Source organism: Psychrobacter sp. H26, from assembly GCF_059073035.1.
Genome location: NZ_JCACRW010000001.1, coordinates 3,037,352 through 3,059,199 on the forward strand (window position 1 = coordinate 3,037,352; position 21,848 = coordinate 3,059,199).

The window sequence follows — 21,848 nt, forward strand, 5'->3', positions numbered from 1 at the left end:
GGTTAAAAAACCAAGATGCGCCCGCTTTATGATAAGCTTGGCGCATCTTTTTTTGCCTGCCTTCGCTTGCTGTTACTTACCTGGCGAGGGTCTCTGATAAAAATACAGCTTAACAAAGTATGAGTGACGAATAATTATGAGTGATAATATTCAAACGGTAACGGTACTTAGTAAGACTACCTGGACGCCCAATCTATTTAGCTTTACCGTCAGCCGTCCTGAAAGTTTTAAGTTCACAGCAGGGCAGTTTGTACGCTTAGGGGTCAATCCTAGTCAACTAAAATATTACCAAGAGCAGAACGAAGCAGATGATGCCGCTACCGATGCGGCATTGAATGAAGATATATTCCGTGCATATTCGATTGTGTCTTCGCCGTTTGATGAGGTACTAGAGTTTTTCTCTATTGTGATACCTGATGGTGCCTTTACGTCGCAGTTGCAGCATTTGCAAGTAGGCGATGAGTTACTGCTCAACACCATGCCATTTGGATTTTTGACATTAGCACGTTATCAAAAACCATTACCAAAGGATCTGTGGTTGCTTGCGACAGGTACGGGTCTTGCACCATTTTTATCGATGCTACAAGATCTAAAGACATGGGAAGACTACGAGCATATCGTACTAGCTTATAGTGCACGTTCGATAGAAGAGCTTGCTTACGTTGAGCAGATCGAGCGCTTGCAAGAAGACTTTGGCACGCTAGTTGAGAACCCAGCAAAACTGATTTTTATCCCCATTGTCACAAGAGAGACTGTCGAAGGTGCACTATCAGAGCGTTTGCCTAAGTTATTGTTAGAGGGTACGTTACAAGCGAGTGCAGGGATCGATTTGGATATTGATACGACTCATGTCATGCTATGCGGCAATCCAGATATGGTAGAAGATACCAAAGAAGCACTGAAAACGCTAGGGCTGGTAATGAATCGCCGCGGTGAAGGCAATATCGCTGTCGAGAATTACTGGTAGTCATAGTCAATCTCACAAAAAACGCTGTATCTTTGAGGTCATTAGACTTTAGATACAGCGTTTTTTTATGCACTGAGGTTTTAATTTAGCGCACTATTCTTGGCTAGGTTCCGTTGCATCGTCGATAGGATTGATCGGGCCTTGCATGATTTGAGGCTCGTCATCATCACCGATAATATCTTCATTGTTTGTTGAGGCTAGCAGGTCGCGATAGTTGACTTGAGCCTTCAAAACCATCTGATCTTCTTCGAGTTTACCGTAATTTACCTGCACCTTATACAAAGCGCCCATGATCTTTTTGTTGTTCTTTAGCCAGCGATTGATATCGAGGTAAATGACCTCGTCTTTTGGCCGTGCGATATTGACATAAGAGAGGATAAAGCCCAGCGGGTCTTTTTTGAGGACACTATGATAAAACCAGATAGCAAGCTTGACGCCTTGACGTTTGATAAAAGACTCACAGCGTAGGTTTAGTATGTCGGTATAGGTTTGTTGACCAAATACAAAGCGCTGGACGTTGCGATCAAGCTGTACATGGATCAAGCTAAAATTACTGGCGATTTCAGCATATATACCGCCTGCATCGACCGTACAGTAAAGGCGAAACCAGTCGTCGTGCAGCTCAACACGCAGCTCTAATATTGCCTTTACATTGTCCGTCACAAAATTTTGTAGCGCATCGTTGACGTAGGTTTGTGCGATGGGTAAAGATATCTCGTCTTCAAGCTTTTCCGTGGTTCGGTTATAGATGTCTCGAACCGACTGGGCAATGCGATCCCAACCGTTGCCGAGTGACTCGTCAAAACGATAGCCGATATTCTCAAAGAACTCGTCAAAATTGTCTGAATTGTTCACGTTATCAAAGTCACTCAAACTTATTATCCTTACAATTATAGGGCTTATCATTCGATAGGTGGTACACAGCGTACTGGCATCAGGTATAAACGAAAACCTCGTAACAGATACCAGTAGACAATAATTTTGCACCGAATAATAGGGTGCTCAGTGTCACAGTGCTAAAACAGTATATAACAAATACAGTGGCTTCAAAATGGACACATGCGTTTTATGACAATTCATTTGATATCACAAGCCTTATATCTGTTTTATCATGATTTTGAGAATGTGATTCTTACTAAGATAAATATGACTTATTGCTCGAACTGAAAGTTTTCAGTGAGAACGATATTCAATGACACAGTATCGAGTGACACAAGTAGTAAATGATAAGGTTAAAGCAATACCGTTGATGGTTAAGCTAGCGACATAATTCTATGTCATGTTATGATAGCGCCAACATATATCGTGCCTGTCGTTACAGTGCTTATATCGTAGCTATTGAAAAGTGCGGTTACTGATACACGGCATCCATAAGCAGAGACCTACTGTGGCCTATATCAAAGACTCACAAAGCTACCATTTTTCAGCGCAGCCTCCAAAACGCGATGTGAGCTTACCTGTGGCAGTCGTTATTGCGGTCGCCATACACGTGTTGATTATTTTTGGTATCAGCTTTTCGATGGGTAAAGACCCTGCAGCAATGATGCAAGATGTCGCAAAGGCATTGACCGATAATATGCAACCAAATGAGGATGCTCAATTTATTGCCAACGCCTCACAAGCAGGGGGCGGTACCGTAGAGGAGCAGCTCAGACAAGAGAATGACCAAATAAGCCCACTGTCTGCTGAGCAAATGAGCGAGACGCAAGACGTCATCAATTTACAGCGTCAAGTACGACAGCAGCGCTATCAAGAGAGCTATCTGCGCACCACGTTGAGTTGGCGGCAGGCGAGCGTAGAGTCGGATAATGACAGTAAACAAGCACAAGACGATCTAATGGCACAAGAGGAGCGTCTGCGTAAGCAAATCGCGACTTTGGAAGCACAGTTGTCTCAACGTCAGCAAGTCTATGCGACCAAGTCCAAAGTGGTGACGATGGATAGTAATTCGACCACGCGCGGAGCGGCAGCAGATTATATCAATACTTTTCGTGAACACGTCGAGCGTGTCGGTAACTTGCATTATCCTGTGCAAGCGCGGGCGCAAGGTATCACAGGTGAAGTGCGGCTGATGGTTATCATCAGTAATAACGGCAATATTAAGGCCATTCGTCTGCTTGAAAGCTCAAACTCGACGATACTGGATGAAGCAGCCAAGCAATCAGTCAGGCAGGCAGCACCCTTTGGACCATTTACCAAAGATATGCGTGATATCGTTGAGCTGCGCCTGATACGTACTTATCGTTATAGTGACACAGTGGACGTCACGTACTAACGTTAGAGAAAGTAAGTAACACGATAAGCGAACATAGAGTAGCAATGAATGCGTCATACTATTTTGGCGAAAATCATTGTTTGGCGATAGCCATTGCAAACAAGATAATGGTAAGTAACTAGTACCCAAATTTATAATACACCGCTATAGAATAAAGAGTCAGTATGGAATTTTTAGGTTTTACAGTAGATGTTGCAGCGCTCACCAGCAATGCATTAGAGCTAGTCATCAAGGTAGCACTAGCCATATTAATATTCATCGTCGGGCGCTGGCTTGCCAAGAAGGCTGTCGCTTTTGCAGATCGTTTGATGACTCGTAGCCATTTAGATGTTACGGTTGCCAGCTTTTTGAGTCGTTTGTTATACGGTGTTTTGTTGGTCGTGGTAGCATTGGCTGCTCTCAGTAAGGTAGGTGTGCAAACCACATCGGTCGTTGCTATTTTGGGTGGTGCTGCAGTTGCCGTTGGTCTGTCACTAAAGGATCAGCTGTCAAACTTTGCTGCTGGGATTATGATTGTGACTTTTCGTCCGTTTGTGCGCGGTGACTATGTGCAGATCAGTAGCTATACAGGTACAGTGACAGAGATTAACTTGGTCAACACCCATCTAACGACGATCAACAATCACGATATCATTATCCCGAACAGTGATATCACAACATCGCCAGTAGTCAACTACACTGCGTTACCCAATCGCCGTGTCGATATTACAGTTGGGATTGGCTATGATGCAGATATCAAAACAGCCAAAGATCTCATGCTGAGCCTAGCCAGAAACAACCCACTGTCTTTTACCGACCCTGAGCCTATCGTACGAGTGACCAATCTAGGCGACAACTCAGTTGATTTGACACTGAACGTCTGGACCACCAACGATGACTGGTGGTCAATGCAGTGCCAATTGCTTGAGCAATTCAAGCACGCACTAGATGATGAAAAAATTGAGATTCCATTCCCGCAGCGTAGCGTCCATGTTAAAGGTCTGGATCATATGATCAATCAAATGGGTCAAGCACAAAAACTACCACTATCTAAAGACTAATTGGACTAAAGACTAATTGATAAAAACAGCTGTGTTAGATATACGGATTTGGTAGGTTAAGACCTGCCAAAATCTCAATCTCGAAACGCTCCATCTCATCTTGCTCAGCTTGTCCAAGCTCATGATCAAACCCTAGTAAATGCAGCATACCGTGTACCAGTAGATGGCTAATGTGCTGTGCTAGGGTTTTGTCTTGTTCTTGCGCCTCACGTACCATCACTTCATGACAGATAATAAGCTCACCAAGCGGTAACGTTGGCATAAGACCGATGATCGCAGTAGGTAACTCACTTGGATAAGACAAAATATTGGTTGGATAGTCTTTTCCGCGAGCTTCTAAGTTTAGAGCGCGTCCCTCAATCTCATCAGTAATGTATAAGTCCAATGCTTTAGATTTGTCTTGCCACAGCTCGTTATCTATATCCGCAAAATAGGGTAGGGTCAGGCCTTTATCGACACGCTCATCGATATAATCCAAAACAGCCCTCATCACAGACAGTAGATGAGCACGATCATAAAACGCATCTAATACCTCATCACTAATACTATCGGCTGCACTGATATCAAGTGCTGCGAGTTCCGCATCATGACTCATAGCATTACTATCAGTATCAGTATTATCAACATTGGCACCATCAATATTAGTATTGTCAGATTGGCTCATATCATTATCCTTTTTATTGTAGATGGTCGCATATAAACAGCTGCACTATATTTTAGTTAATCTTTTAAATATAGTGCTATTCAAGATAGTGCTATTCAAGATAGTGGCATCTGACATAGCACGATTGCTAAATAGACTCGTTAGTTAGTGCTTTACTCGTATAATTAGCTGATTATCGACCACACCATGAAGGCGACTACCGCTAAGTTGTGAGCAGACAATGGTTAAAAAGCGAGACAGCATTTAGAGCAGGCTAAACCTATGCAAAATTAAGTAATGCATAGTAAGAAAAAACCGGACTACCCTGAGTAATCCGGTCTTTGTTAGAACCAAGCTTTTCAAAAATATCTTTATAGTTTGGCAGCCGCGTTAACCACAGCTTGTCTACGCTCTTGCTCCTTGATACGTTCAAATTTACGCTTCTCTTCTAGAGCCATTTGCTCTTCGTCGAACACATCATAAGCTTCAACGATTTGTTGTACCAACTGATGGCGTACCACGTCTTTTGAGTCAAACTTGGTGATATGAATCTCTTCGATGTCTTTTAAGATATCCATCGCCTGTGCGAGACCTGACTTATGACCGCGGGGCAAATCGACCTGAGTGATATCACCAGTAATTACCGCACGTGAGCCAAAGCCTAAACGCGTCAAAAACATTTTCATTTGCTCAGGTGTGGTGTTCTGTGCTTCATCCAAAATGACAAATGAGTTGTTGAGCGTACGACCACGCATATAAGCAAGCGGTGCGATCTCGATAATTTGACGCTCGATCATTTTACCGACTTTCTCAAACCCTATCATCTCATAAAGCGCGTCATATAATGGACGCAAGTATGGATCAATCTTTTGCGTTAGATCCCCTGGCAAAAAACCCAATTTTTCGCCTGCTTCTACGGCTGGGCGTACGAGTAAGATACGTTCGATCTCGTTGCGCTCAATCATATCCACCGCGCAAGCGACCGCAAGATAGGTCTTACCAGTACCAGCAGGTCCGATACCGAACGAGACATCAGAGCTTAAGACATTTTTTACATAGCGCTGCTGGTTGCCACCGCGCGGGATGATACGACCTTTACGTGTGCGCAAGCTAATAGGCGTAAACTCACTGGCCTCATCTAAGTCTTCTTCATCTTCGATATCGTCATCTTCCTCATTGTCCATATCTTCATCGCGTGAGATACTCGATTGGATCATCAGGTGCAGCTCTTCTGCGCTGATATCTTTGGTGTTTTGAGCTTCATCTACCATCTTGTAGATGATACGTTCACCGCGCTCAACAGCGGTCACATCGCCACTCAGGCAGAAATCACCTTGGCGCTGCATGATTTTGATATCGAGGCGTTCTTGAATATATTTCATGTGGTTGTTGTATTCACCCAGCACGGTTTTTAGCTGTGCTGGCGTTAGAAATTCAAACTTTATACGGCGGCTCATGGTATCAGTCAAGCGATTATCCTTGTATTGTATGCCCGACGCTATAGTCTAGTATTGCATGCGTCACGGACTTCAGAGATAAAATAGTTAGTAGCGTTGTTATGTTTTAAATCACAAGTGTTCTAAATGATAAGTAGTTTCTAAATGAAAAATGGTTTTTAGATATAAGGGTAACGGTCGTTTTGTTATTGATGTTGTGAAAAATAATAAATAAAAGTCTTGTCTTCATTATGGTAGAGAATTTTTAAAATTCAAGCCATATATTGGATAGATAACGTCGTTTTTGTATGTAGATTGCAATATCAGTACAGGCGACCTTTATCGACTGTTTTTAGGTCAAATCAAAATATAGGTTGACCTGAATTTCTTGTATTCTACTGACCTTGTTTGGTAGTTATAGACCTTGTCCTTGAGTAGAGTAGATATACGATTTGTCTACGGTTTAGCTCGCAGTATGATCAGGAATTTGTGGTAATCTATGAACGATATCTCAGCGCTTTACCATTGAGATAAAACGATAGCAATGAAGCCAAAGTAACTGAGCTGAAACTAAAGCAGCTAAGCTAAAGAGTATAGTCAGATGACAAAGGCTACAAATTAAAGGCAGTGGCAATCGAGTACAAAGCGGCTATCAATCGCTGTGGATATCAAGAACTGACCGCAGGCATGCTCAAAAATTATAATAGGAATAACTACGATGCAAGAGACTGATTCACATTTATCTAATTCCAAATATGACTCTAACAATAAAAATGCAATCACCGATCAGCAAGTGCTTATCGTTGGTGGCGGTCACGTGGGCTTGTCCTTTGCCTTGCTATTAGCGAATCACGGCATCGCTAGCACATTATTAGAAAAAAACCGTTATCCAACCATCAGTCCAACCGATGACCGTACACGCAGTCATTATCTGGACAGTCGCAATACAGCGCTGTCACGGCGTACGGTACAGATCTATCAAGAGATCGGACTGTGGGATGAGCTACAAAGCCATGCGTGCCGTATTGATAGCGTACAGATTAGTGAGCAAGGCAGTTTTGGACGCGCGCAGCTTAATAAAGCCGAAGAGAAAGTCGAGTCTTTTGGACAAGTGATTGAGAACGCGTGGCTCGGGCGCAAGCTCTTATTAGCCGCGCAGCAGTCGCCACTTGTGACTTTGATCGATAATGCCAGTGTCAATGCAGTAAACCAACAAGCGGACGGCGTAACGCTGAGCTTTAGCAACGATGACGAAGTAGAAAATGAGCAGCAGCTACAAGCCAGCGTGTTGGTCGCTTGTGATGGACGCGATTCTACGGTACGTCCACTATTGAATATTGGCACCACGACCTATGACTATCAGCAAACGGCTATCGTTGGCGTGGTAGAGACCGATACGGCGCACGAGCATGTGGCAATTGAGCGTTTTAGCCCAGCAGGGCCGCTGGCAGTGTTGCCACTAACGGATCCAGAAGGTGATGGCAATGATGAGTATCAACAAGGCTATAGACGCTCTGTGGTTTGGGTCTGTCCAACAGGCGAGGAAACCAAATATCTAGAAGACGACGCACATTTCTTGCAAACGCTACAGCAGGCATTTGGACAACGCGCGGGCACGTTTGTTGCTGCTGGTCGCCGCGGTGCGTATCCATTGTCGCGTGTATTGGCAGACAAGCAGGTCGAGGGTCGCTGCGTCATTATGGGTAATGCTGCTCATACTTTGCATCCTGTCGCGGGTCAAGGGTTCAATTTGTGTATGCGCGATGCGCATGTATTGGCGCAAATGATGAGCTCACAAGTGCTCAAAGGCGAGGACATCGGTAATGCGCCATTACTACAGCGTTATGAAAAAGCACGTCAAACCGATCAAAAACGAGTGATTCGCTTCTGTGATGCCGTGGTACATGGCTTTACTCATTCCAATCCCGCCATTAAGCTGGCACGAAATATGGCGCTGTTGGCCTTTGATAAATTACCAAATATCAAGCCATTGGTGGCAACCTACGCCATGGGTCTAAAGTCATAGCGCTATAGTTAATCCTCTTTAAAAGAGTGACAGCGCTAACCTCGCTTGAAGTATTGCTTATACATCTGCACTCGGTTGCCTTGTCTCTCTTTTAAACTGAATCAACTATATGTAATTGAGATTGATGATAAGCATTCTAATATTGAGCAATATTGAGAGACACCTTATGAAAAACAATCGTACGCTGATTATCGGTGGCGGTATCGTTGGCGCGACGCTCGCGCTAAAGCTGGCACAGGATAAAATGCCAGTGACCTTAGTTGATGCTTGTCCTGCCCGTGACGAGTCAGCGTGGCAAGCGGTGCTGAGTAAACGTGACGCGCGTGTCTATGCGCTCAGTCTAGCGAGTATTAACTTGCTCATGGAGGTTGGCGCGTGGCAACACATTGCCGCATCTAAGCGCAAAGCGGATTACTCACAGATGCAGGTCTGGCAACTCAACGGCATGGGCGAGCTATTATTTGGTGATAGCCGTGATCAAAGCGCTGCGCCTGAGATACTCGGTAGTATGGTGGAGCCTGCCGTCATTGAGCACGCCTTATGGCAGCGTTTACATGAAGAGAATATCAGCGAGTATCTGACGGTTATCGCTGGACACAAAGTAGTAAATATGGACTGGTTGGGTGCGCAGCAAGGTTACCGTGTGACGCTAGATGATGAGACAGCGATTGATGCGCGTCTATTGGTCGGTGCTGATGGTCGCGGTTCATTTGTCCGCAAGCAAGCAGGGATTGGGATCGATACGCTTGATTATAATCAAACGGCGATTTGCTGTGCGATTCAGACCGAGAAACCCCATCAAGCGACTGCTCGTCAAGCTATGTTGCCAACGGGCACGCTAGCGATATTGCCGTTAGCGGACATTACTGAGACTGATAAAGCAAACCCACAACATTGGCAATCGATCGTATGGACATTGCCGCGCAATCAGGCATTGGCATTGATAGAAGAAGACAACCGCTATATCGCGGATAAACTTGCAGCAGCAAGCCATTACGAGCTGGGCGCTATCCATCAGATTGAATCCATTGCCAGTTTCCCTCTAGCAGCACAGCAAGCAAAAAGCTACGTAGCTGATAACTTGGTACTCATCGGTGATGCTGCCCATGGTGTACATCCGCTGGCAGGTCAAGGATTGAATCTCGGTATGCTCGATGTAAAAGTATTGAGTGAGCAGCTGGCGCATGACTTTACCCGTAGTGGCGGCACGCTGTGGGGTAGCAATCAAACACTGCGTCATTATGAGCGTTCGCGCCGTCCGCATAACAGCCTAATGATGCACAGCTTCTCGGCACTCAACTGGTTGTTTGCAGGGTCGCTTGCCCAAGCGCGTCCTGTACAGCAGATCCGTAATGAAGGCATGTACCGCGTCGGTAAAATCAAGCCATTGATGCGCTTGTTTGCGAAGCAGGCGAGTGGGGTTTAGGGATGCTCTTTCTTGAGTGACTAGAAGAATAATAAGTAAGAACTCAGTTTTTCGATAATAAAAGATGACAAATTGAATGAAGTTTATCTTGATGTTTCTAAGCTGCATACGTCAGTATTTTATTAGAAAAATAAAAGGATTTTAAGATGAGTATTCTTAGAAAGGGCACGAAAAAATACGAATTGGTCAAAAAGTCGAGAGAGTCTGCTTTAGCGGCAGTTCAGATATTTAACAATCCTAATATTACGTTCAAGTCGGAAGCATTCTCAGTCTTGATCATAATTAGTTGGACGTATCTTTTACATGCCTATTATGAAGATAAAAATATTGATTATCGTTATTATAGAAAGCCAAATCAACGTAAAATCTTTGATAGGACTAAGCATGGCGCATATAAACACTGGGAGCTTGAGCGATGTTTAGATAATACGAATAGCCCGATAGATAGAGAGTCTGCCTTAAATTTAAAGTTTTTAATAGGCTTACGTCATGAGATTGAGCATCAGATGACGTCTAGGATTGATGATAGTTTGAGTGCTAGATATCAGGCATGCTGCTTAAACTATAATTACTACATCTGTAAGTTTTTTGGTAAAGAGTTCGGTATAGAAAAACATTTATCATTCAGTTTGCAGTTCTCAAGCATATCTGAGGAACAAAAAGATCTTTTATCAGAGTTTGAGGATTTACCTAGTAATATTAAAAGTTATGTAACTCGCTTTGATGATTCTGTTTCAGACGAAGATTTTAGCAGTCCGAAGTATGCTTATAGAATATTGTTTGTGCCCAAAACTGTTAATAAAAGAGGACAAGCAGATAAAGTAATTGAGTTTTTAAAACCAGATGATCCATTGGCTGCAAAGGTAAATACAGAGTATCAGTTAATAAAAGAGACTGAGAAAGTTAAATATCGACCTAGTAAGATCAAAGAGATAATAAACAATGCTGGATTTGCAGGTTTCTCGATTCATCATCATACAAAATTATGGCAATCTTTAGATGCAAAAAATAATTCAAAAGGATATGGTGTAAAGATTGAGCAGCAATGGTATTGGTATGAAAGATGGTTAGACGTGGTTAAGCAGCATTGTCGAGACAATGCAAATATTTACCAATGAAACACTTTCAAAGCATCTGTCATTGAGATGTAACCTCACTAGATTTAAACTGGAATTATGGCTATTACCTCAACGCCGAAAAGAACACCATCAGCACAGGCGAGATAATATTAATCAAGAAGCCAAAACTGATCGCCAGTGGTACAACCTTTAGACCACCTGACTGTTGAATAATGGGCAAGGTAAAGTCTAAGCTGGTTGCACCGCCAAGCCCCACCGCAGCAGAAGGGTATTTGCGCATAAATACAGGAATAAATAATAAGGCAAAAAACTCACGTACCAAATCATTAAATAGCGCGACACTGCCCCATACAGCGCCATAAGCATCGGTCATGACAATCGCGGATAGCGAATACCAACCAAACCCTGATGCCATTGCCAAGCCTTTCGTCCATGACACATCTGTGAATAGTAAGGCAAACACAAGCCCACCAACCAACACCGATAGCGTAAAGATAATGCTCATCTCAACACCGCGCTTATTGAGCATGACTTCTTTTAAGGTAATGCCTGAGCCTTTTAAGCCAATGCCTACGAGCAAAATCAAAATCATCAGCATGACCGTCATAGAGTTTTCAGGCGGCATATAATCAGCAGGTAGGAAAAAGCCAATTACCATCCCAATCACCACGCAGACGACCTGTAATAGGCTGCCCCGAATACTGACACGATGTTCTTTGGATTTGACGCTTGGTTTTTTGGCCTGCCACGGTCGTACATGGTCAAACACCATCAGTGCGAACAGCCCCGTACCAATTGTGAGTATTGATAGAACAGTAACATATAGGGCAATTTCGCCAACTTGACTGCCTAAGCCTTCTACCTGCGACAGCTCAATACCGATCAGTGCCAAGATGAGATATACCAAATAAGACAAGCCCATATCGGCAAGTCTGGTCAGAGTTGGGTTGGCAGGAATGGCAAAGCCAATAAACATTGGCATCAATACCAAAACGAGGGTAATCAAGCTTTGCATTGTAGGGAACTCGCAGCATTTTAACAGGGTGTTTTTGACAAGCTTGCGATTGTACCATAACACCAAAATAATGCTGAAAATACATCCCTAAAATCATATTGACCATACCTTTCAGTATGGTCTTTTGGACTGGCTTAATCGATTTCTACTAGCACGTGACTTTTTTCAGGCAGACAGTGTTTAGGCAAACTATGCTCTGGCAGGCAGTTATCGCTTTTAAGAGGCTGCGTGGATCCCGCAAAATAACTGAATTGATCATAAGCTAGGTCATGCTGTGGCTCCACAACGCTAGTAAGAGGGGCAGTCGCTAGGTTTGGATAGTCCTGTCTGTAATGACCACCGCGACTCTCAAAGCGCTGATAGGCCGACTGGATAATTAAGGTTGCTAATGTAAGTTGTCTTTCTAATTGAAAGTATAACAACTCATTGATAGTAGTAGGGCTGCCCGCATTATTTGTGCCAAGCTGGCTCACCTTTGACTTTGTACTCCAATGTTGCCACTCTTGTATTTGTTGCAACGCTTGCTCTAATTGCTCGGCGCTGCGAGTGATACCCATATTAGCAGTCATCAGCGTTTTTAATGCTGCGGTTATGGTTGCAATATCAGTGTCAATATCAGTGTCAATGTCAGGGGTGAGCGATTCATGGGTAAGCTCATAGTGATATGCTGATGATACAGATGCCGGCAGCATCACAGACTGCGTATCCCTAAGCACTGGCGCTGACCATGCACTAAGGTATGATTGTGTTAACTCATCACATGATGCGCGATCGAACGTAGCCATTTTTGTTAAGTCTTCTAGGTTCTGCAAGTTGTCTAAACGCTCTAGATAATGCGGTAGGTTGGCTGCGATATTACGGCCAACCACCACACACTCTAGTAGGGAGTTGCTTGCCAAACGGTTGGCACCATGTAGGCCAGTATAAGCTACCTCACCAGCCGCATAAAGTCCTGGCAAATCCGTTAACCCTTTGGCATCAGTCACCACACCGCCACAGCTATAATGTGCCGTTGGCGCAACTGGGATAGGGTCGGTAGTCATGTCGATACCATGTGCCAGCAGGGTCTTATAAATCTGCGGGAAATGCGCTTTTACGAAGTCTGCGGGCAAGTGACTGACATCAAGATGTACATAACCAAGTCCATTGCTATCAATCTGCGTGGCTATCGCGCGAGCAACGATGTCTCGCGGTGCTAACTCCGCCCGTGCGTCTATATCCAGCATAAAACGCACGCCTGTTTGCGGACAGTATAGTCGTCCACCTTCGCCTCGTAGTGCTTCAGATATCAAAAAGCTACTGTCGCCCAGTGCTAATCCAGTTGGATGAAACTGGATGAACTCCAAATTCGCCAAACGGCAGCCCGCTTGCCACGCCATCATCACGCCATCGCCGACACAGACATTGGGTGCGCTTGCCCGCTTAAACAGTTGACCTAATCCACCGCTGGCTAGTACGACTGCATGACTTTGAAAGGTAAGTTGACGCGCCTGTTTATGATCGAATACAAGTGCGCCTTGGCAGTGCTTGGCACCATAGCCACCGAGGTATTGAGTATCAGCTATAGGAGATGTGAGTAACTCTAAAGCTTCGTGATAAGGCAATATAGTAATATTGGTCGCAGACTGTGCTTTTAGGATTAAGGTGTCCATCACGTGCCTACCAGTCGCATCATCTGCATGGGCGACGCGTCTACAGCCATGTCCGCCTTCTTTTGTTAAATGCAACTCGCTGGTCTGTAACTGAGAGAAGTCCTGTGCGTTTATGTTATCCGAAGCTTTAGGTGAGTTCTGAGTAAAAGGCACGCCTTGCGCGCATAGCCACTGAACCGCCTGCTGTCCAGCACCCAAAATTCTGGCAGTATTGTCAGCTGTGCATAGTCCTGCACCAGCCACTAGGGTATCGGCGATATGGTCACTGACAGAGTCATCTTTGTCTAAGCTGGCGGCAATACCACCTTGAGCATAGTGACTTGAGCAAACCTCAAGCGCTGCTTTACTCAAAACGGTAACATGCAGTGATGTAGGTAGGGATAGTGCAGTGCTCAAACCTGCCAATCCAGCACCAATAACAAGGACGTCAGTTTTTATAATCGTGTTCATGTTACTGTTACTCCCATTATTATCAGGTTTAATAGTACTGGCATGGTTGGCTGAGTGCTGCTTATTCATATTATGCTGCTCCAACATTAGCGAACAGTGTACGGTCTTTGACAATATCGCCACTGGCAGCGACGTTTTGCTTTTGTGCTTCAGCAAAATCAAGCATACGTTGCAAAGGTTTTTTGGCGGCTACTGCCAGCTCAGGTGTCATTAACACTTCACCGCTGTTATTAGTTAGGCATTGTTCGATACCTTTTAGACCATTCATCGCCATCCAAGGACAAAATGCACAGCTCTTACAGCTCGCACTCTCACCAGCAGTAGGCGCTGCCAAAAAGCGTTTGTTTGGTGAGCGTTTTTGCATTTCATGCAATATGCCTAAGTCAGTGGCAACGATAAAGGTATCAGCGTCCATCTCGTAAGTTGACTTTAACAACTTGCTGGTCGAGCCTACCACGTCAGCGAGTGCAACCACGCTATCAGGTGACTCAGGATGCACCAGTACTTTGGCCTCTGGATGCTCAGCTTTTAATTGCTCAAGCTCGGTAGCTTTAAATTCATTGTGTACAAGGCAAGAACCCTGCCACAGCAACATATCTGCGCCCGTCTCACGAGCGATGTATTTGCCCAAATGACGGTCAGGTCCCCAAATGATGGGCTCACCTTGCGCATGCAGATGACGGATAATTTCGATACCGACAGATGAGGTCACTACCCAGTCAGCTCTTGCTTTCACCGCAGCGCTGGTATTGGCATAGACAACGACCGTACGCTCAGGATGCGCGTCGCAAAATGCCGAAAAATCATCAGCAGGACAGCCCAAATCTAGAGAGCATTCCGCCTCTAGATCTGGCATAAGCACCGTTTTTTCCATACTTAATATCTTTGCCGATTCGCCCATAAAGCGCACTCCAGCGACCACGAGCGTTTGGGCACTATGGGCCTGGCCAAAACGCGCCATCTCGAGCGAGTCACCAACACAGCCACCTGTTGCCAGTGCCAAGTCTTGGATAAAAGGATCAACATAATAATGCGCTACCAGTACGGCGTTATGTTCCTTTAATAGTTTCTTGATGTTCTCTTCAACCACGATGCGCTCAGAACGCGGCAAGTCAGCTGGCATTTTTGCCTTGGCATAGTCGATATTCATTTGAGTAGCGATACGGTTGTCGGTACTCATAATGGGTGCGTCGTAAGGATAAATTTTCATAATGGCGACCTCTATTGGTACGATAATGATAAATGTATGTGTCAAAAATTCAGATAATTTAAGATTAGAAAATGATTGAGTTAACTTAATTATGCTCATTTTGAGCATAATTACAAGTGTTTTTTGTATACGGATGGATATACATAAGCTGTTTAGGCGCTCCCAATTCATATATTTTGGTGATTTTTATCAAACGATGCTGATGCACTATGTTTACAACGGCGGTCTATGATAGTGTCAGTTTCACGCTATAATATTCTGGATCCGCGTTATACTGAGGCGTAAGAGATTCTTATTATTGGTAGTCTACTCGCCGCAGTTCAGAAAAAAGGTAGTCCTAAACATTATGACGTTGTCTTATTCACATGCGCATCAGCAGGGTAGCGGCACGACAGAAGTTGTCGCTGTGTTGGTTGCTATTACTGATCATATCGCTCGAGTCCTGACCGTTGATCAAGGCAAGCTATTGCCAAACGGTCCTCTTATGCCGCTACACCGCTCGTTACAGGCGGGCGTACGTCAGTGGGTGGAAGAGCAGACACAGCAGCCGCTTGGGTATTTAGAGCAGCTATATACCTTTGTCGATACCAATAGACGTAATATCGACGGCCATGCGCTTGTCTATGTCAGTTACTTAGGTCTGGTACAAGAGACACAGACGCAAGAACTGCAAAGCCAAGCGTTATGGCGAGACTGGTATGATTATTTCCCGTGGGAGAATCACCTAGATGGTATGCCAAGCATCATCATGGATTTTATCGTGCCTGTGCTTTTGGAATGGGCAAATACCGCTGAAGACTCAAGTGTTCGAGAGCGTAGACGTCAGCGTATTGGACTATGTTGGGGGCTAAGCGAGTCGTTTTTGGCAGGTGGTGAGTTGACGAATATCAAAGCAGTAAATGATGACGCTCATGAGCAGCGAGAGTGGATTGCAGAGCATGTGCTGCTACGTTATGAGATGCTCTACGAGGTAGGTCTAATACCCGAAGCACCCAATTACCCACCCAATTATCAAGCAGTTGTGCTGCCAGAGGATTGGTCAAAGCGTATCGGTGTGCCCATGTACTATGATCATCGCCGTGTCATCGCCACTGCGATTTCTAGACTGCGTGCTAAGATTGAATACCGCCCACTTATTTTTGGTTTAATGCCAGATGTATTTACCTTATCGCAATTACAGCAGAGCGTTGAGGCTTTATCAGGTATGCGTTTGCATAAGCAAAATTTCCGTCGACTGCTAGATTCACAGAACTTAGTGATGGAGACTGGGGAGAGTAGTAGCGCTCAGCGTGGTCGCCCTGCCAAACTATATTGCTTCCGCCACGATATCGAACTACAGAGTTTATTGATGGATAGTAAACTTCCCAAGCGTAAATAGCTTAGAGCATATGCTCAATTAAAAGGTGTTCCATTTCACTCTGAAAATTTTTGATGAACCGATAAGTTTGTCACATATCCTTGCCAGTTGATCAGCTTTGCGTTATATTTATGCTCATTTTGAGTTTAAATGCTTAGCAGTTTCCATTACTATCATGGCTATATGAGGGTCAAAAATGACAATTGAAAAAGAACCAGCATTAGATGAAGTATTGCTCACGCCATTGGTCAAAGATGCTTTGACTGAGGATCTGGGGAGACGCGGCGATGTCACGTCACAAGCGACTATTCCAGCTGATATGCAAGCGAAGCTACAGATCAAAGCACGGCAGGCAGGGGTGATATGTGGTATGGATTTGGCTCGCTTGTCTTTTGCAGCAGTCGATACGCAGATTGAGTTTGTGGCACACGTCCATGATGGCGAAACCGTCGCCGCTGGTACAGTACTAGCAACGGTACGCGGTAATGCGCGTCATTTGCTCACCGCTGAGCGTACGGCATTGAACTTTATGACGCACCTTAGTGGTATTGCGACAGCGACCCGTCAGATTGTCGATAGCGTGGCACAATATCCGGCGCAGATTACTTGTACACGCAAGACCATTCCAGGTCTACGTATCGTCCAAAAATACGCTGTACGCTGCGGCGGTGGTCGCAATCATCGCTTAGGGTTGGATGATGCTATTTTAATCAAGGACAATCATATCGCTATTGCAGGCGATATCAAAACTGCCATTCAGCAGGCACAAGACTTTGCTGGGCATCTGATTCCCATTGAAGTTGAAGTAGATACATTAGAGCAGTTAGAACAGGCGTTAGATGCCGGTGTGAGCTTGGTGCTACTAGACAATATGTCGCCTGAAACGCTATCGCAAGCAGTGGATATGTGTAAAGGACGTGCAAAGACTGAAGCATCAGGTGGTATTACGCCTGAGACTGTAGAGGCAGCCGCAAGTACAGGCGTAGACTTTATTGCGATGGGTTATCTGACACACAGTACTACGGCTTTGGATATTGGCTTGGATTTTAGCGCATAATATAAACGCTTAGCGAATTGTAGGAGATAGATTGTCTACTAGTGATATCGCTCTGTAGATACAAACTGTTCAATAACATAAAGCAAGCGTGTAATCGAGCAAAGTTAATGATTTAATTCGCTTATCTGCCTATGTTACAATGCCGTTTGTATCTGCCTATTGGTCATCGTTGCACTCGCACGATGGCCTTATCTTTTTGCACAAGTGGTATCAATAGACAAGCGAGCGCTCAGTGAATACTGAAATTATCAAGATAATCCTAGCTTTTATGGTGTTGATCAATCCATTTAGCGCATTGACGTTATTTTTGGATTTGACTCGTGGCTATTCGATGAACAACCGCCGCAAAGTTGCGCGCGTTGCTTGTTTGACCATTTTTATCACCATCAGTTTTTTTACGCTTGCAGGTGAGACCTTACTAAAAACCCTTGGTATTTCTATCGGCTCGTTCCAATTGGCGGGCGGCATATTGGTGTTTTTGATTGCCTTAAATATGATGAACGGAGAGGGTAACCCCGTAAAACCTGATCAAGAAAACTTCGATGTGGATCATGTGAAAGATGCGCCTGTTTCTATGGCAGCTGCTGTGGTACCTCTCGCCATTCCAATGATGATCGGGCCTGGTGGTATCTCTACGGTTATTATTTACTCTTCACAAGTCTCAGGCGTGTTGCAGGTGTCTGCCATATTGATCGCGGGTCTGTTTATCAGTTTGTTTTGCTATTTGGCATTGATGGCTGCAGGTCGTATCAGCCGCTTGTTGGGTGATACCGGTCTAAATATTATGAGCCGAATCATGGGTATGTTATTGGCGGCTGTTTCTATTGAAATCATCGTTAATGGCCTGCGTACCCTGTTTCCTGCTTTAATGTAGGCTATCTATTTTATCTCTGATAATAACTATAATTCTAGCAACTACAACTCTAGCAACCATAATTCTAGTATCTAAAATCTTAACCACAAAAAACCCCAATAATTAAATTAAGAGGCCGTGCCAGATACAAATAACGACCTCTTAATCCAGCACTCTATATCTAATGGCTAGCCTATCTTTAGCTGTGGTATAAATGCCACGCCAAATACAGCATCAGCAATCCTACCAACGCATCGAGTATATTCCACGCTTTTGGCTTCGCAAATAGAGGTCTCAGCAAGCGTGCGCCATAACCAAGTGCAAAGAAGAAAAAGAACGACGCACTAACCGCCCCTGCGGCAAAAGTCATCTTGCTATTTGCACCTGTTGAAACCATCCCAACGAGCACCAATGTATCTAAGTAGACATGGGGATTTAGCCAAGTGAAACCAAAGCATAAAAGCAGTGCTTTTTTTAAGCTGGTCACCACTTGACCATCGACTGTCATTGCATGTGATCGTTTAACACTGGCATATAAGCTCTGTAAGCCGTAAACCAGCAAAAATAGCGCGCCTGCCAGTCTGGCTATATCGACAGCATGTGGATAGCGAGCCGTTACCGCACCAAACCCAGCGACGCCTGCTGAGATCAGTAGCGCATCACTAATGGCGCAGAACAGGCAGATAAAAAAGATATGTTCACGTTTAATGCCTTGCTTGAGTACAAACGCATTTTGAGAGCCAATTGCCAAGATAAGTGATAGGCCGAGTAAAAAGCCAGAAATATAATCGGGAGCATTCATAATAATAAGGTGCTTAGCGTTTAGAGCATCGGTGCAGAGAGTAAGAATGTTGACACTTTGCGTACTGGCAGGTCAGCAAAAACCTGTTAAGATACGCTATTGAATGAAGGTATGCAATACAGGCACAATAGGCATGTATTAGATGAGGGGCAGAGCGCGTCATGGTAGTCAGTTTGACAAGAATGCTAAAGACATTTGGGCAAGCTCAAGATGATTTGCCAACGCTCGCTGCCAAAAATGTGCAGCAGTTAGGGGCCAGTCATCATGTAGAGGATGTCAATCATACTAGCGATGAGCATAATAATAGCAGCGCTCTGTTGAACTCCGAACGTACTGCAAGCCCTGAACGTACTTCGCTGACACCGCCTGAGCGGATAGATCGTATATGTCATGCTTTGGCGCAAGTCAGCGATATTCACTCAGCAACGCCTTTGACTGATCAGTATTTAGCCAATCATGCTCAAATGCGCCCAACCAATAGACCGCCTTTTGACCCAGATACTTTGTGGTATCTCAAACATGGACGTTGTCCGATTATGACTGAGCTTATTGACGTGGTCGATGAGGCCACCCTAAATGCTATGCCTATAGAAGCCGTTGCGATACTCGACCGTATCAATGGTAAGCTAAAGCGCTATCGCGAGTGGAGTAGCGAGCTAAACGAACAACAACAGCAACAACATAATGAGCGCCAGTTCGTCATCGACAAGCTCGTATCCGAAAGTATCCCCGAAGCGCTATACCATTATGAGCAGCTACAACGATTTAGCCCGCACCGCACCAAGAACAACATGGCACAAGGTAAAATGACTGCTGGTGATATGTTGACCGATTTGTTTTTAGAGATTGATTATGAGCTTGATGAGTTGTTAGATGAGCTGCATCAAACGGTGTTGAATCGTCTTGCCTCGACACATCGTTATGTCAAGAGCCGTACGCAAAGCTAATGGTTTTCTTGTTTGCTGTGAGCAAGTCATAACTTATAAACACAATCGACTCAGTACATAACAATATAGGGCTTTAACAGAGCCTTATTTTTTTGTTTAATAAAAGCAGTGCCCTATATATGACTGGCTATATTGAAGCTACTTAGCTGAGCGTATGGGCTAACATAATAAAAATTTACCACACCATTCTGCCGAACCATAAGGATACTCTGATGACCCAAGTGACTGCCATGCTAGTAATGTTTGTACTATACGGGGTGCTGCCAGCCGCTGGGTTATATCTAGGATATCGCGGTATCAAAAAAGTCACAGCGCCCAAAATGCTCGAATATACGGCGATGCCGCAATTGGGATATATTCCAGAAAAAAGCTTGCCAGTTGACGTAAAAGCAGCACTTGATCAAATCAATCAAAAGGGCAAAAAGTTACGTTTGATTTATGGCGATACCAATAATGATGGCAAAATAGATGATAAAGATACCATCAATGAAACCTATATCATGATTCAGAATCTGATGGACAGACATATCCCGCAAGCAGTCGCAGACTATCGCCGCTTGCATGATTTAGATGGGGCAGACGGCGCGCGCGCTGATACTACCAAAATCAAACACTCAGACGTTACTGGTAAACAAGCCTTGCTAGGTGTGCTCAAAACCATCGATGTTCAGTTCGATGATCTGCTAAACGCGTCGTACCATCAAGATGGACAAAAACTACTCGCGACCAATCGCTATTTGCAGACGCGCTTTGATAATCCAAATGCGAACTCAACAATGCAGTCATTGAGTGAGCTGGATGAAAATACAGAAACAATCCAATCTCCTATATCAAAAAATTCTGGATCAAAGAATACCGTTGAGACAAGCGAAACAGTAGACAACATCAAGCTGTAAGTGATAACGATGAGTAGGGATATACAGAATTGATTAATAAGTAACGAGTGTATATGAGTATATTAATAGGTACTGGCATCGTAGCAACTGCCGCTGCCTTATATCTGGGCAAAAAAGGCTGGCACGCGCTACACAAGGCAGTTGGTATCACACCAGGTGTGCTCATGTATCAAGATAGTAATGCCGCATTATCATTAGCTACAACAAGTTGGCAACAGCTAAGCCTACATAAAAAGCATCTAAAAAACCTATCTGAACAGCAGCTAAGACAACTACAGAGTATAGATAACAAAGTCACTTACTATCAAGGATATCAGAAGTCACAATCAGCGCAGAACAAAGTACCAGCAGCGACTGAGCAGCAATTTGTGCTGAACAAACTACTGCAAACTCGGCTACCTGAAATGCTGGCCAGTCATCACCATTTAATGAATACTTATGCAAGTACTGACCACGCAAGTAACGAAAAAAGAATAGAAGCCAATAGATTGCTACAAAAAATGTTAGACAATATCGAGCAGCGTCTAGATATGTTAATGGCGCAAATAGAGACGCAACATCTACAGGACTTAAAAGCTATGGATAGTTACATGGACAGCCATGATAATTAAATCATTATCCATATGTTTTATATGCTTAGTACGAAAACCATGTATAAAGAATCTATCAGACAGACAAAATCTCAGACATACAAATATAGAAAAAGCTGCCAATGAC

The 21,848-nt window shown here is 44.2% G+C and carries 19 protein-coding genes; 12 read left to right on the top strand and 7 right to left on the bottom strand.

Features of this window, described 5'->3' with window-relative positions:
* The first annotated feature begins 136 nt into the window (after window positions 1-136).
* A complete protein-coding gene (locus AC5JPT_RS12700) occupies window positions 137-967 on the top strand; it encodes a ferredoxin--NADP reductase (RefSeq protein WP_493858306.1) in 831 nt (276 codons plus the stop codon).
* 93 nt (window positions 968-1,060) lie between these two features.
* Here AC5JPT_RS12700 and AC5JPT_RS12705 read toward each other — a convergent pair whose 3' ends face one another.
* Window positions 1,061-1,840 carry a hypothetical protein gene (locus AC5JPT_RS12705; protein WP_493853458.1) on the bottom strand — a complete coding sequence of 260 codons (780 nt, stop codon included), beginning with the start codon at window positions 1,838-1,840 and terminating at the stop codon, window positions 1,061-1,063.
* A gap of 514 nt (window positions 1,841-2,354) precedes the next feature.
* Between AC5JPT_RS12705 and AC5JPT_RS12710 the strand changes: the two genes are divergently transcribed.
* Complete coding sequence (locus AC5JPT_RS12710) at window positions 2,355-3,242, top strand: energy transducer TonB (protein WP_319049922.1); 888 nt, start codon at window positions 2,355-2,357, stop codon at window positions 3,240-3,242.
* Window positions 3,243-3,406: 164 nt separating this feature from the next.
* Window positions 3,407-4,282, top strand: coding sequence for a mechanosensitive ion channel family protein (locus AC5JPT_RS12715; protein ID WP_493843578.1), 876 nt, complete (start codon window positions 3,407-3,409; stop codon window positions 4,280-4,282).
* A gap of 34 nt (window positions 4,283-4,316) precedes the next feature.
* On the opposite strand, the gene ybeY is transcribed toward AC5JPT_RS12715, so the two are convergent.
* Both ybeY and AC5JPT_RS12725 read right to left on the bottom strand, forming a co-directional pair.
* A complete protein-coding gene (gene ybeY, locus AC5JPT_RS12720) occupies window positions 4,317-4,946 on the bottom strand; it encodes an rRNA maturation RNase YbeY (RefSeq protein ID WP_493858307.1) in 630 nt (209 codons plus the stop codon).
* A 350-nt stretch (window positions 4,947-5,296) separates the two neighbouring features.
* Window positions 5,297-6,382, bottom strand: coding sequence for a PhoH family protein (locus tag AC5JPT_RS12725; protein ID WP_493858481.1), 1,086 nt, complete (start codon window positions 6,380-6,382; stop codon window positions 5,297-5,299).
* A gap of 697 nt (window positions 6,383-7,079) precedes the next feature.
* Between AC5JPT_RS12725 and AC5JPT_RS12730 the strand changes: the two genes are divergently transcribed.
* The 3 genes from AC5JPT_RS12730 (at window position 7,080) to AC5JPT_RS12740 (ending at window position 10,931) form a co-directional block, all read left to right on the top strand.
* Window positions 7,080-8,387 (top strand): UbiH/UbiF/VisC/COQ6 family ubiquinone biosynthesis hydroxylase, encoded by a 1,308-nt coding sequence (locus tag AC5JPT_RS12730; protein WP_493858308.1) that lies wholly within the window; start codon window positions 7,080-7,082, stop codon window positions 8,385-8,387.
* 166 nt (window positions 8,388-8,553) lie between these two features.
* Window positions 8,554-9,813, top strand: a complete 1,260-nt coding sequence (locus tag AC5JPT_RS12735) for an FAD-dependent monooxygenase (protein ID WP_493858309.1) — start codon at window positions 8,554-8,556, stop codon at window positions 9,811-9,813.
* A 146-nt stretch (window positions 9,814-9,959) separates the two neighbouring features.
* On the top strand, window positions 9,960-10,931 hold the full coding sequence (locus AC5JPT_RS12740; RefSeq protein ID WP_493858310.1) for a DUF3644 domain-containing protein: 972 nt from the start codon (window positions 9,960-9,962) through the stop codon (window positions 10,929-10,931).
* 64 nt (window positions 10,932-10,995) lie between these two features.
* Here the strand turns inward: AC5JPT_RS12740 and AC5JPT_RS12745 are convergent, their stop codons facing one another.
* The 3 genes from AC5JPT_RS12745 to nadA all read right to left on the bottom strand — a co-directional run bounded on the left by AC5JPT_RS12745 (window position 10,996) and on the right by nadA (window position 15,219).
* Window positions 10,996-11,907 carry a LysO family transporter gene (locus tag AC5JPT_RS12745; RefSeq protein ID WP_493858311.1) on the bottom strand — a complete coding sequence of 304 codons (912 nt, stop codon included), beginning with the start codon at window positions 11,905-11,907 and terminating at the stop codon, window positions 10,996-10,998.
* Between the two features lie 134 nt (window positions 11,908-12,041).
* The gene (gene nadB / locus AC5JPT_RS12750) at window positions 12,042-14,009 is read right to left on the bottom strand and encodes an L-aspartate oxidase (protein WP_493858482.1); all 1,968 of its coding nucleotides are present in this window, start codon (window positions 14,007-14,009) and stop codon (window positions 12,042-12,044) included.
* Between the two features lie 70 nt (window positions 14,010-14,079).
* Window positions 14,080-15,219, bottom strand: a complete 1,140-nt coding sequence (nadA, locus tag AC5JPT_RS12755; protein ID WP_493858312.1) for a quinolinate synthase NadA — start codon at window positions 15,217-15,219, stop codon at window positions 14,080-14,082.
* A 346-nt stretch (window positions 15,220-15,565) separates the two neighbouring features.
* Between nadA and AC5JPT_RS12760 the strand changes: the two genes are divergently transcribed.
* From AC5JPT_RS12760 to AC5JPT_RS12770, 3 genes are all read left to right on the top strand, one after another.
* Window positions 15,566-16,597: an NUDIX hydrolase gene (locus AC5JPT_RS12760; RefSeq protein ID WP_493858313.1), complete on the top strand. Its 1,032-nt coding sequence runs from the start codon at window positions 15,566-15,568 to the stop codon at window positions 16,595-16,597.
* Between the two features lie 175 nt (window positions 16,598-16,772).
* Complete coding sequence (gene nadC, locus AC5JPT_RS12765) at window positions 16,773-17,633, top strand: carboxylating nicotinate-nucleotide diphosphorylase (protein WP_493858314.1); 861 nt, start codon at window positions 16,773-16,775, stop codon at window positions 17,631-17,633.
* A 232-nt stretch (window positions 17,634-17,865) separates the two neighbouring features.
* Window positions 17,866-18,507 (top strand): MarC family protein, encoded by a 642-nt coding sequence (locus tag AC5JPT_RS12770; protein WP_319049933.1) that lies wholly within the window; start codon window positions 17,866-17,868, stop codon window positions 18,505-18,507.
* Between the two features lie 178 nt (window positions 18,508-18,685).
* On the opposite strand, the gene AC5JPT_RS12775 is transcribed toward AC5JPT_RS12770, so the two are convergent.
* A complete protein-coding gene (locus AC5JPT_RS12775) occupies window positions 18,686-19,288 on the bottom strand; it encodes a LysE/ArgO family amino acid transporter (RefSeq protein WP_493858315.1) in 603 nt (200 codons plus the stop codon).
* 182 nt (window positions 19,289-19,470) lie between these two features.
* Here AC5JPT_RS12775 and AC5JPT_RS12780 point away from each other — a divergent pair, with 182 nt between their 5' ends.
* The 3 genes from AC5JPT_RS12780 (at window position 19,471) to AC5JPT_RS12790 (ending at window position 21,742) form a co-directional block, all read left to right on the top strand.
* Window positions 19,471-20,235: a hypothetical protein gene (locus AC5JPT_RS12780; protein WP_493858483.1), complete on the top strand. Its 765-nt coding sequence runs from the start codon at window positions 19,471-19,473 to the stop codon at window positions 20,233-20,235.
* Window positions 20,236-20,447: 212 nt separating this feature from the next.
* On the top strand, window positions 20,448-21,131 hold the full coding sequence (locus AC5JPT_RS12785; protein ID WP_493858316.1) for a hypothetical protein: 684 nt from the start codon (window positions 20,448-20,450) through the stop codon (window positions 21,129-21,131).
* A gap of 53 nt (window positions 21,132-21,184) precedes the next feature.
* Window positions 21,185-21,742: a hypothetical protein gene (locus AC5JPT_RS12790; RefSeq protein WP_493858317.1), complete on the top strand. Its 558-nt coding sequence runs from the start codon at window positions 21,185-21,187 to the stop codon at window positions 21,740-21,742.
* The last annotated feature ends 106 nt before the right edge of the window (window positions 21,743-21,848 follow it).